The organism is Prevotella sp. CAG:255 (genome assembly GCF_000431195.1).
Lineage (GTDB): Bacteria > Bacteroidota > Bacteroidia > Bacteroidales > Bacteroidaceae > Prevotella > Prevotella rara.
On record NZ_HF986803.1, the window covers coordinates 1 to 12,374 of the forward strand.

The window sequence follows — 12,374 nt, forward strand, 5'->3', positions numbered from 1 at the left end:
GCAGAAACTCACTCCGTTCTGCTACCATCATGCTTTTAAGCATGATTTCCATCAGGTCGTGTGGACCGTTTTCTTTCTCTGCATGCTTGCGCATGAGCTCAGAAATTTGTACTTTCGTGAAGTGCATAGTTTGTATATTTAGTGGTTTGGTCACTCCTAAATTACAAACTTCGGGGCTGACACGCAAGGGTCGGCCCTTTTTTACTGACAATCAGATACACTTTTTTAGACAGTATCAAAATAAATAAAAAGAATGGGAAGAGAAGATGATGCTTTCACTTCACTAAGATGTTATGTTGTTTATGACATTTATACTATAGAACATCTATTGACTATGCCTTGTAAAATATCTCATTTATCTGTTCTGTCAAAAAAGTTTATATTTTTTATTCTTTTTATCTTAACTTCCGAAACAACTGTTTCCGAAATGGCCATTTCGCTACTGCTACTATAATGTATTTTTCTGTAATGCCGTTATTCGGTATTTATAATACTATGAAATTCCACAAATGGCGTACGTCTTGTAAGTAGACAAGCTGCTGAAATATTTATAATAGGTATTAGCTGAAAATCGAAAATTCTTAGTATGAACGTCAGTTTTTTATAAACATTTCCATGCTTTCTTATCCTTTACAACCAACAATCCTCTCAAGCCTTTCGTAACCTGCAGCAATCTGCAAACGCGAAATTGGTTGTTGTATCTTTGCAATGTCGAAAGGAACAAGGCGACACGGACATTAAAGCCACAGCCGGCAGGCGGAAATGAACGTAGCGGCAGTTCTGGAAGGCATGAGAGATAATAAACAAATAATGTATAACAACCAAAAAGAAAGGAAAGAAACATGATTAGGTATAAACTTTATCAGAACCGCAATTCAAACAGTAACACAAACGGTAAATGGTATGCACGCGCGGTGTGCGAGGAAACTTACGATACAGAGAAGCTGGCGGCTCACATGTCATCACACAGTTCGCCGTTCTCAGCCGGTGTTATCCACGGAGTGCTGAAAGACATGATAGCATGTATCAAGGAACTTGTGATGGACGGCAAGAACGTTAAGCTGGACGACTTGGCCATATTCTCGGCAGGTTTGAGAACATTGCCGGCCAACAGTCCCGAAGAGTTCACCGCCTCTGCCAACATTGACAGCGTACGCCTGAGAGCACGCTCAACAGGAGTGTTCCGCTCATCAGTGCTGACACGCGAGGCAAAGACCAAGCAGTTCTCACAATATACGGTAGGCGAGGGCAGCGAGGTAGAGATGCCATAATGCAGTAGAGTGAAGCTGCCATAAACATTAAGAAGCTTACTTTCATTGTGTTAACCCAAATCTGGAGTTATGATTCTGCCTGTATTTCTGCCTTGTGTAGAGCTGATTTTCGTTTGATTTTTCGCAGACATAGTGGTCTGTGTAAACGAAAAGACGCTTATAGGATACAAAAAGACGGATGGAAGTAGAAATACATAAAATAGACAAAACTATATGCGGTCTGATGATGATTTGGGTTTTGTAACGTTGACGGGCATTGGTCATGCAGATTTAAGCTGGCCGATGTCTGTCAACTTTGTTAATAAAACGGAAGCATGTCGTGAAGTATATCTTATGACAGTCAGACATTTAGCTCCTGCCTTGGCTGCTCAGGACTGTTTGTGCACCTGAATTTTTTATCGGTGCATTGATGTTGTTTACATCTATTTTTTATAAATTTGCCAATTGAAACACAGACAATTTTTATGATAAAGTTTAAGGATATAACAGAAGACGACAAGGAACTGATACAGAGTTTTACGCTTTGGGGCGAAAGACAAAACTGCGACCTGTCGTTCTCGAACCTGATAAGCTGGCGCTTTCTTTACAACACACAGTTTGCGATAGTGGACGACTATCTGGTGTTCCGTTTCTACATGGGGCATCATCTGGCCTACATGATGCCTGTGCCCCGGCCGAAACGTCAGGACGACGGAACATTCAAGGTGGAGCCGTGTGATGAATGTTCGGTTAGCGTGATACGTGCCATACGCGACGACTCGATAGCCATGGGGCATCCGTTTCTGATGCTTGGCGTATGCAACTATATGCGCGACATCATTGAGGAGCATTTCCCCGACACGTTCGACATAAAGCCTGACCGCGACTTCAGCGACTATATCTACACTCGCGACAAGCTGATAAACCTTTCGGGAAAGAAACTGCAGAGCAAGCGCAACCACATAAACAAGTTTAAGAACCTTTATCCTGACTACAGATACCGCGAGCTTACGCCGGAACTTATTCCGCAATGCCTCGAACTGGAACGGCAGTGGCGCCGCACGTCGAAAGACGACAACGGAGATGTGCCCGATGAAGACCTTTCAGAGGAACTGCGCTCAATGACGCGTGCGTTTAACCGATGGGATAGGCTGGGACTTGTTGGCGGAACAATATTTGTAGGCGACAAACTTGTAGCCTTCACCTTCGGCTGCCCGATAAACCAGTGTACGTTTGACGTGTGTGTTGAGAAGGCCGACGTAAACTATGAAGGAGCGTTCACGATAATAAACCAGGAGTTTGTGAAGCATCTGCCCGAGCAGTATTATTACATCAACCGTGAGGAAGATATGGGCGACGAAGGACTGCGGCGCGCCAAACTGTCGTATAAGCCCGACATCCTGCTTGAGAAGAACGTGATAATGGAGAAACATCCGCTGGCGGCATTTGAAGACCAAGACCGCATAAAGGAAGAAACGCGCGAGATATGGAAACAGGTGTTCAACGATCCCGACAAGTTTATCGACCTTTATTTCTCGCGTGTCTACCGCAGCGAGTATAACGTGTGCTGCCAGATAGACGGAAAGGTGGTGGCTGCGTTGCAGACATTGCCTTACACCATGCTTTATGACGGACGCGAGGTGAAGACTGTATATGTAAGCGGAGTGAGCACGCGGCCGGAATACCGCCGTCAGGACATAGGCAACAACCTGATGCGGCAGGCCCATTTCCGCATATATTACAGAGAGATAGTATTTGCTTCTCTTATTCCTGCCGACGAATGGTTATATGAATGGTATGAGAAGTGCGGCTATGCCCGCGTGATGACATGCACGCCTCCGCCGGCAGACGCCATGGTTACTTCGTTTGAAGAGTTCGACCGCATTCAGCGCGCAAAGCGTTGTGTGCTTCTGCATGATGAAGAAGGCTATGAGGTTATACGCGAGGACATACGCCAGGCAGGTGATGAATATCGTCCGCAGGCCAAAAACATTCAGGCCATGTTGCGCGTGATAAACGCCAAGAAGGCTCTGGAACTGTATGCCGAACTTAATCCTGACAAAGATATGGTGCTGAGGGTTGAAGGCGATGCAGACATTCCGATGAATAATGCCTACTATGTAATAAAGAACGGAAAGGTGCGCCAGACGGATGAGCCTTACGCAGATGCCTTGAAGCTGACAATAAATGGCCTGGCAGAATTTCTGTTTGATGGCGTAGGGGCGGAAATGAACCTGATGTTGAATTAAGTTAAACCCAAATCAGTCATTAGACCGCATATAGCTTTATCTATTTCGTGCATTCATGCTTTCAGTCCGTATTTTTGTTTCTATTGGCGTCTTTTTGTTCGCTTTTTCTTGACATAGCCCGCTATGCCTGCGAAAAATCTAACGAAAATCCGCTCAATATAAAGCAAAAATCCCGGCCGAATACTAATGCCAGATTTGGGTTAAAAGTGAAAAGATAAAAGTGAAAAATCCATTAGCTATCTTGCTTTAATACAATGGCTAATGTATTCTTCACTTTTCACTTTTATCTTTTCACTTCTTAGAGTTTTGTTTTCAGTTCGTAAAGTTTTGTAGAGTTGCTGCCTTTGATGAGTATGCAGAAGCCTTCTGGCTTGTTCTCGTCAATGGCTTGCTTAACCTCTTCAACGTTGTTGAACTTGCGGAACGGGCAGTCAGTAGATTTAAACTCATCTCCTACGAGCCACACCTGCTCAATATCTAAGGCTTTCAGCATGTCTGCAACCTTTTGATGTTCCTCGTCGCTCACTTCGCCAAGTTCCTTCATTGCGCCTATTATGGCCATCTTGTGGTCGGCCTTAATCTCTTTGAAGTTCTTCAGTGCAGCCTCCATGCTTGTCGGGTTGGCGTTGTATGCGTCGATAATCAGTTTGTTGCTTGCCGTAACCTCCAGTTCCGAGCGGTTGTTGGTAGGCACATAGTTGGCAAGCGCATGGCATATCTGCTCTTCGGTAACATCAAAATAAAGACCTATACATGCCGCAGCGAGCATGTTGTATATGTTGTAGCTGCCAATCATGTGTGTCCTTACCTCGTTCCACTGGGCTTTGCCGTGACGCCATCTGAAGTTGAGGAACGGGTCGCATGACAGAAACTCTCCGCATACGCTAAGTTCTTCGCTGTCCGTGGTGCCGTATTTTATAAGGCTCAGTCCGCTTGAAATCTTCAGCAGATGTTCGTTGTCGTTGTGTATAAACACTTTGCCATTGTGCTCGCGCAGATAGTCGTAGAGCTCGCCCTTGGTGCGTATCACTCCCTCAAACGAGCCGAAACCTTTAAGGTGAGCCTTGCCCACGTTGGTTATTATGCCGTAGTCAGGTTCGACGATGTTGACCAAAGTCTTGATTTCGCCCGGATGGTTGGCTCCCATCTCTATCACGGCAATATCGTTTTCGGCCGTGAGGCGCAGCAGCGTCTTAGGCACGCCGATGTGGTTGTTGAAGTTGCCCTGAGTGTAGAGCACGTTATATTTTTCGGCCAATACGGTTGCCACGAGTTCCTTTGTCGTGGTTTTACCGTTGGTGCCGGTTATTCCAATGATTTTAGTTCCAAGTTTGCGGCGGTGATAGTTGGCCAGCTGCTGCAGTGTGGTCAGACAGTCTTCGGTAAGGATATACCTGTTGTCGCCTTCAACGGCAAACTCTTTTTCGTCGATAACTGCATACGAACAGCCCTGTTCAAGAGCCTTGGCTGCAAAGGCGTTGCCGTTGAACGATTCGCCTTTCAGCGCAAAGAAAATAGAACCTTTGGGGCAGTCGCGGCTGTCGGTGGTAACCTGCGGATGCTCGGTGAAGATTCTGTATAATTCTGATATGTCCATGTGTGATAGTTTTATTGGGTGCAAAAGTACATCAAAAAATCGTACCATGACAATTTTGCGGCCAAATAATAATCAGTTCTGCACATATTTTCTTACCTTTGTGACTCTGTTGATACAGAAAAAATTATTGATAAAACAAAAGATATATTGTTATAAATGCTAATCTGAAACTTTTTGAATAAAATGAAATACGTAAACGAAACGGTGCGCCGCCAGGACCGCCTGCTCAGCGAAGAGCGTGCCTTGCAGCTTATTAGAGACAGCGAATATGGAGTGTTGTCGATGGTTGATGCTGACGGTGGAGCCTATGGCCTGCCGCTGAATTATGTTTGGGACGGCGAACACAGCTTGTATATACATTGCGCTCCTGAAGGAAAGAAACTCAGGGCCTTGGCGCACAATCAGAATGCGTCGTTCTGCATAGTTGGCCATACAAATCTGTTGCCGTCTCGCTTCACTACCGAATATGAAAGTGTGGTGATGAAATGTCACGCTGTAACGGCGCTTGATGATGAAGAAAAGAGGCACGCGCTGCAACTGCTGATAGACAAGTTGGCGCCTGAATATAAAGAAGCTGGAATGAAGGCCGCTGAAAAATCGTTTCATCGTGTAGGCATAATACGTCTTGACATAATTGAGTTCAGCGGCAAGTGTAAGGCTGTTCCGTCGGCTCATTGAGGTTTAAGCCCAAATCAGGCGGTTTGGATATAAATATATTTTCCGACTTGTTTTTATTCTTTATAAAAAACGTCAAAAATATAAAGAGTCTCAATATTTATGAGTATTTTTGCCATCTGTTGAGATTAATTTTATTCTTTAATTTATATTGTGAAAAGCTTTATTCCATATATATTGAACGTTAACGGGCAACTGATTGATTTGTCTGAGTCTTGTGTTATGGGCATTCTCAATGCCACTCCCGATTCTTTTTACGCCGGCAGCCGCAAGCAGACTGAAGCTGAGATTGCTGCAAGGGCCGACCAGATAATGGCCGAAGGCGGCAAGATTATCGACGTAGGGGCTTTCTCTACGCGTCCCGGTGCGGCTCATGTTACTGAGGAAGAAGAAATGGAGCGCATGCGCATGGCATTGAAAGCCGTAAGAAGCGTGCAGCCCGATGCCCCCGTTTCTGTCGACACGTTCAGACCCGAAGTGGCCCGCATGGCTGTTGAAGAGTTTGGGGCTGGCATAATAAATGATGTATCTGAAGGCAACGTCAATGGTGCTTTCGGCGGCAGCGAGGCTTATACGGCAGGCGATGAGGTCGGCGAAGGCGGATGTGAGTGTCCAGAGATGTTCAGGATGGTGGCCCGTCTTGGTGTGCCTTACATACTCATGTCGGTCAAGCCCGACATAATGAGCATGATGAAGGCCTTTGCTCATGAAGTGCAGACGCTCCATTCTCTTGGTGTTAAGGACGTGATTCTCGACCCTGGCTTTGGATTCGGCAAGACGCTTGAGCAGAACTATGAACTGCTTGCCTCTTTGGGAAAGTTGCGCGAGTTTAATCTTCCGCTGCTTGTCGGCGTGTCGCGCAAGTCGATGATTGCGCGCCTGCTCGGCACTGATGCTGATCATTCGCTCAACGGCACATCAGTTGTCAACACCATTGCCATGATTAATTCGGGTGCGTCAATTCTGAGAGTACACGACGTAAAGCCGTGTGTTGAGGCTGTTACTATTGTAAAAGAAGTATTTAAGTATGTTTGAATTTGGCATAAAAGATTTTGTCGATATATTTTGCGTAGCCCTGATGCTGTATTATATTTACAGACTGATGAAGGAGTCGCGCTCGCTCAACGTGTTTATCGGCATCATGGTGTTCATCGTTGTCTGGCTGTTTGTAAGTCAGATTCTTGAGATGCGCCTGCTCGGAAGCATTATGGACAAGCTGGTAAGCGTGGGTGTCATTGCCATAATAATATTGTTTCAGGAAGAAATACGCAAGTTCTTGTATAATCTTGGTGCGCACCGCCGCGTGAACGGAATAATAAGGCTCTTTGTCTCGGGCGACAATAAGGATAAGGTGGACATGGAGTCGATAATGCCTGTCGTGATGGCTTGCATGAACATGGGCAAGGCGCGCATCGGAGCGCTCATTGTCATCGAGCGCATATCGTCGCTCGACGATATCGTTGAAACCGGCGACATCATCGATGCAAACATAAACCAGCGACTTATAGAGAATATCTTCTTCAAGAATTCGCCTCTGCACGACGGTGCGATGGTCATATCAAAGAAGCGTATCAGGGCTGCGGGATGTATCCTTCCCGTGAGCCACAGCATAGATATCCCGAAGGAACTCGGACTGCGCCACCGTGCTGCAATGGGCATATCGCAGGACAGCGATGCCATAGCCATTGTCGTGTCAGAAGAAACCGGGCGCATTTCGGTGGCCATAAAGGGACAGTTCCACCTGCGCTTGTCGGCCGAACAGCTTGAGAGCATACTTACACGTGAACTTGACTTCTGATGAATGACGTCATGGCTTGTGCCTTTCCGGCATCCATGCCATGACGTCATGATTCATTTAACTCCAGCCGTAATCAGTATTCAGCAGGCTGTAGTTTTATGTTGATTGTATTTCCGCTTTTGTTTTCTTGGCCATAGAGGGCTGTTAATGGAAAGGCAAACAATACTGCAATAGAAGACAAGAAGACGGTAGAATACACCGATATGCTTATATAACATTTAGAACATATCTTGCCTGCTGATTTTGCTTTGTTTTATTTTATTCCTTTTATCTTGTTGATGCCGACAGTTTCCTTCGGGTTTCACATTGAAACTGATTTCATTCCCATATATTCTTCATGTTCTTTTTGTTTCTTTTCTGATGACAAATTGCTTTTGCTTTGATAATATATATTACAAAAAGTATAAAATATTATCCATTTAGTTAATAAAAGTAATTTTTATCTTGAAAATAATTAAAAAATGAAATTGTAACGCTTTTTTAATGCCTCGTATTTTTGTTTCTGAAAATAAAGAACTATATTTGTGAAGTCTCAATTTATAGTTTGTTATCATGATAGATTTTAAAAATTTCTCAGCTATTCAGACTTGTCTCGACGAGTATATGTCGCTTGCAGGCAAGAATGAAATTAACGACATGGAAGCCAACCGTGAGTTGGCCCGTGCCGGTTTGTTAGACGATTCTCTTCCAAATCCTGGCAAGCCATTAAGAATGCTGCTCGCCGGTTTGAGAGATGCTAATCTTTTGCCTCAGAATATTAGGCAGATATACGGAACATGGGTTATCCGGCTGTCTACGACGATAGCCAAATGTCCGCTTGTCAACCAGTTTCAGTATTGCTGAAAGTCAGCAGCTGCAGGCTTGCCGGAAAAGATTAAATAACTGATTTTCAATGCACCTCGTGGCATGTAAAAAGGCTGTGGAGTGCATTGAATTTATATGTGCCTTATGGCTGTTTCGGTTTAACGGTTGTTTACTTTACACGCTTATTGGCGTTAAATAATGCTAATGACATTCAACTTTAGCGCAACTTATCCGTCTTATACGTAAATTTGCAACAAATTATAACCTAAAAATAAACGAAAATTTATGATGAAGAAGAATTTATTGATTGTATCATTGGTTGCAGGATGCTTCATGGTGAGCAGCTGCGTAAGTAAAAAGGACTTGGAAAACTGCCAGCTTGAGAACAAGGAACTGACAAATAAATATCAGGAAACACAAGGCAAACTCTCTGACGCTAACTCTGAACTTGCTGCAAGCAAGGTGCGCGTTACAAGTCTTGAGGAGCAGCTCGCTCAGACTAAGAGCGCATATGAGGCACTGCAGAGCTCGCTCGACAAGAGTCTTACTGCAAGCAACCAGACAACTGTGAACATCTCTAAGCTGGTTGACCAGATCAACGAGTCAAACCAGTACATCCGTCACCTCGTTGAGGTTAAGAGCAAGAGCGACTCTCTGAACCTTATCCTCACAAATAACCTTACACGCTCGCTCAGCAAGGAAGAGCTGAAAGAGGTTGACGTTCAGGTGCTCAAGGGTGTTGTTTACATCTCTCTTGCTGACAACATGCTCTACAAGAGCGGAAGCTACGAAATCAACGACCGTGCTGCCGAGACTCTGAGCAAGATTGCAAAGATCATCAAGGACTATAAGGACTACGATGTGCTCATCGAGGGTAACACCGACAACGTGCCTGTAAACACATCTTCAGCTGCGATGAAGAACATTCGCAACAACTGGGATTTGTCTTGTCTCCGTGCATCAAGCGTTGTTCAGGCTCTTATCAATCAGTATGGCGTAGAGCCGAAGCGTCTCACTGCTGGTGGACGTGGCGAGTTCAACCCTGTTACATCTAACGATACTGAGGTTGGCAAGCAGCGCAACCGCCGCACTCAGATTATCATCACTCCGAAACTCGACCAGTTCATGGACCTTATCGACAAGGCTCCCGAGAGTGCTGAATAATCAGAACATTAGAACTTAGATAATATAATCATAAGGTCGGACATACGGCAGACGCCGTTTGTCTGGCCTTTTTCTTTTTTTATATTCTTCTTATAAATGCCCTAGGCTTTCTGCCTTTTGTCTTTTTCCTATAGTATTTGTTTTTGCTTTTGGGGGATTGCTGTGCAGTATGCCTACGTGTCTCTGCATCATCTCAATATGTTTTCATGTTATTTTTGTGCTCTTGCTGCCGTTTTCATGTTAAGTTTCTCATTTCTTTCCTTGCCGTTTATTGCTTGCGTTGGAGTATGTGGTGCGGATGTTGCTGAAAATTCATTGGTTTTCATTCAAAAAAGCGGCCGTTTTCGCTTCAAAAGTGGCCCGTTTTCGGGGTGAAAACAATAGGTTAATGATTTAAAACTTATTTATGCGGTTTTACTTTCACTATTTGCGCTTTTGACGTTTAGTTTTGCCTGGTTGAAATAAAACAGGAGCAGTTTCCTTACACTTTTTCGTGCTTTTCTTTTTGATGCTTTGTCTTGTCCTTGTCGTTGTGCTTTTTCGGACTTCTGTTTAGATGTCCGTTATTGTTCTTCCGGCCTGCGCACGCGTAGACAAAAGCGTCTGTCAACGCTGCGCAGGCCGGTAGCCTTTTTTCAGTATTATCTGTTCATCACCTTCCAGGTCTTTCCGTCCTGTACTATAATCATTATTCCTTTATAGTCTTTTGGCGAAGCTATTCTCTGGCCGTCAGTGGTGTATGCCTTGTATGGCTTCTGCATGTCCGGCGTGCAGTCAGCCGTTGTGCCGTCTATTCCCGTTGTCGTCCTTTTGCCTGTTATCGTCATTCTTTTTATTTCCCATGTTCCGGCTTCCGAGTCGTTGCTCTTGTAGTGGAACACTATGCTGATTTTCTTTCCGGCATAGCTGTTTAGCGATATCTCGCCCGAGTCGATAAACGTCCAATTGTTGCCTGCCGGCCATGTTATTCCGTCGAGTGTGTTTGTCGTTCCGTCGCATATTACTTCTACGCTGAATGTGCTTTCGGGCGACTTGCAGAAGTTTATTGCATGGTTAAATGTCAGTGTTGCCTCGCTGAATCCTGTAAGGTCTATTTCAGGAGAAGTCAGCGTTGCTTCTGCCGCGTATGCCCTGTTGTTGGCATATCCGGTGCCTTTCCATCCATATTTCGTGTCTCTTATCCACACCTCAAATCCGCTGTATGGCTCGCTTATGTTCTTTGCCGTGAAGTTGCCGGTTTCTGATGTGAATGTTGCCTGATATATTGTTTCTTCCGTAGGAACGTCCGGATTGTCAGTATAGTCAGATGTCGTTACGGTGTTTTCCGGGTCGAAGGCATAGTCTATGCTGTCGCCCCATATATATTCCATGAGGTTTGGAAAGTCTACAAACGGATTGCGGTTGCCCTGAATCTTGTACACTTCGTTGTTGCGCTCCACTTCAGTCTGGTCAACGCCGTCGGTCTTGGCCCATTCTATATATAAGGTGTATGCCCATTCGCGCAGGGTGGGGTAGTCTCCTTGCTGAAGTATCTGCAGGGCCGGCGTGCCCGACCATGTAAAGTCCTGGTATGCCGTAGCCATATACATATATCCTCGCGCAAAGTCGCCTTTCCATTTGTCTGCCGGCTCCCACAGCTTATATCCGTTGCTGCCCGTGCCCACCTTGGTGCATCCGTTGTCGGTGCTGGCGTTGTTAACCTTTCCCATCGGGTAGTTCGATTTTGCCGAGTTTATCTTCTGTTCCGACGGCATCAGGTTATACAGGTCTTTGTATGCCTGATTCTCGCTTCCGCCCCACCAGCTTTTCGGGAAAGAGCGCTCTATGTTCATGCAGCTTACAGCCCCACCATTGTGTGCTCTATGTTCATGCCGCTTACAGCCTGACCTTTGTTGCCGAAGTATCTTTTGTCGTTGCTGTAGCGGTCAACCACCTGGCCGTCGTCCAGGCGGTCTGTCGTGTAGAAGCCTTCCCATGTGCGTCCTGAGCCCGAGCCGTATTTTAGCACGGTGGCATTCTTTATTATGTTATGCACTGCCGTTTTCAGTTCGGCTCCCTTCTTGCCTTTCAGCGAACTGTAATAGTTTTGTGGAATCTGTGCTATTGCGGCTGTTGCCGTCAGCATGGCCGTTGTTATGGCCGCGATGAAAAATTTTCTCATGTCTTTCTTAATGCAGGTTTTTAAATTTAGACAAATCTTCTGTTTGTAAATACTTGTATTATGAATTTTGCAAATGTATCGAAATATTTTTTAATCATACAACCTTTTCCTCTATTTTTATTCATTATTCTAAATATGTCGTCTCGTATTCGCCCGTGTTTCCGTTTGCTTTTTCGTCATCATGTAAAGCTGTGTCAACGAAAAGCAGACGGCTATACTCTCAAGATAAAATAATAAGGCGCCTGAGAGCGTCTGTCCGGTTGCGGAATTTAACGCGTCTGCATTCTAATGGCAGATTGGCTGCATCATACACTTTAATATTATTTTCATGATTCCTCCTTTTTCGTGGCAATGCTCTTAATGGTTTTTATTCCTGTCCTCTTGGAGAAGTTTGTCTTTCATGCCTTTTCCTCAGTCAGAATGGGATTTTAAATCATATATACAATATTTTACTTTTGCCCTGTCCGATTTTTTGTTTGAATGTGTTGTTTGCGTTTTCGCTTTTTGCCAATCTTTATGCTTCCTGATTTTAGTTTTGCCTTTAAATTCTGCCATCGGTCTTTGGTTTTTGCCATTAGCGTATAATTTTCATCCATCTTTGCCGGTTTTATTTCCCGTTCCTGTGTCATAAGTCTGCCTGTTTCTTTTGTAAAATATAATAATGTGAATGGCGTAA

Annotated in this window: 11 protein-coding genes; 7 read left to right on the forward strand and 4 right to left on the reverse strand. The window is 44.7% G+C overall.

Annotated features, from left to right (window positions below):
• Positions 1-842: 842 nt before the first annotated feature.
• Entirely contained in the window at positions 843-1,271 is a 429-nt protein-coding gene (locus tag QVO66_RS06040) for a DNA-binding protein (protein WP_021854535.1), read from the forward strand.
• A 464-nt stretch (positions 1,272-1,735) separates the two neighbouring features.
• Entirely contained in the window at positions 1,736-3,499 is a 1,764-nt protein-coding gene (locus QVO66_RS06045) for a GNAT family N-acetyltransferase (RefSeq protein ID WP_021854537.1), read from the forward strand.
• Between the two features lie 298 nt (positions 3,500-3,797).
• Here QVO66_RS06045 and QVO66_RS06050 read toward each other — a convergent pair whose 3' ends face one another.
• The gene (locus tag QVO66_RS06050) at positions 3,798-5,096 is read right to left on the reverse strand and encodes a UDP-N-acetylmuramoyl-tripeptide--D-alanyl-D-alanine ligase (protein WP_021854538.1); all 1,299 of its coding nucleotides are present in this window, start codon (positions 5,094-5,096) and stop codon (positions 3,798-3,800) included.
• A gap of 183 nt (positions 5,097-5,279) precedes the next feature.
• On the opposite strand from QVO66_RS06050, the gene QVO66_RS06055 reads away from it, so the two are divergent.
• From QVO66_RS06055 to QVO66_RS06075, 5 genes are all read left to right on the forward strand, one after another.
• Complete coding sequence (locus QVO66_RS06055; RefSeq protein ID WP_021854539.1) at positions 5,280-5,774, forward strand: pyridoxamine 5'-phosphate oxidase family protein; 495 nt, start codon at positions 5,280-5,282, stop codon at positions 5,772-5,774.
• 219 nt (positions 5,775-5,993) lie between these two features.
• Positions 5,994-6,806, forward strand: a complete 813-nt coding sequence (locus QVO66_RS06060; RefSeq protein WP_082335259.1) for a dihydropteroate synthase — start codon at positions 5,994-5,996, stop codon at positions 6,804-6,806.
• On the forward strand, positions 6,799-7,569 hold the full coding sequence (gene cdaA / locus QVO66_RS06065) for a diadenylate cyclase CdaA (RefSeq protein ID WP_021854541.1): 771 nt from the start codon (positions 6,799-6,801) through the stop codon (positions 7,567-7,569). Before QVO66_RS06060 ends, cdaA begins: the two co-directional genes overlap by 8 nt.
• Before the next feature lie 552 nt (positions 7,570-8,121).
• Positions 8,122-8,412, forward strand: a complete 291-nt coding sequence (locus tag QVO66_RS06070) for a hypothetical protein (protein ID WP_021854542.1) — start codon at positions 8,122-8,124, stop codon at positions 8,410-8,412.
• A gap of 249 nt (positions 8,413-8,661) precedes the next feature.
• Entirely contained in the window at positions 8,662-9,537 is an 876-nt protein-coding gene (locus tag QVO66_RS06075; protein WP_021854543.1) for an OmpA family protein, read from the forward strand.
• 641 nt (positions 9,538-10,178) lie between these two features.
• Here the strand turns inward: QVO66_RS06075 and QVO66_RS06080 are convergent.
• The 3 genes from QVO66_RS06080 to QVO66_RS06090 form a co-directional block, all read right to left on the reverse strand.
• Positions 10,179-11,369 carry an endonuclease gene (locus tag QVO66_RS06080; protein WP_021854544.1) on the reverse strand — a complete coding sequence of 397 codons (1,191 nt, stop codon included), beginning with the start codon at positions 11,367-11,369 and terminating at the stop codon, positions 10,179-10,181.
• 5 nt (positions 11,370-11,374) lie between these two features.
• Complete coding sequence (locus QVO66_RS06085; protein ID WP_021854545.1) at positions 11,375-11,698, reverse strand: hypothetical protein; 324 nt, start codon at positions 11,696-11,698, stop codon at positions 11,375-11,377.
• A 449-nt stretch (positions 11,699-12,147) separates the two neighbouring features.
• Positions 12,148-12,374 (reverse strand): hypothetical protein (locus tag QVO66_RS06090; protein ID WP_288172670.1); only part of this gene is annotated, 227 nt, incomplete at its 5' end.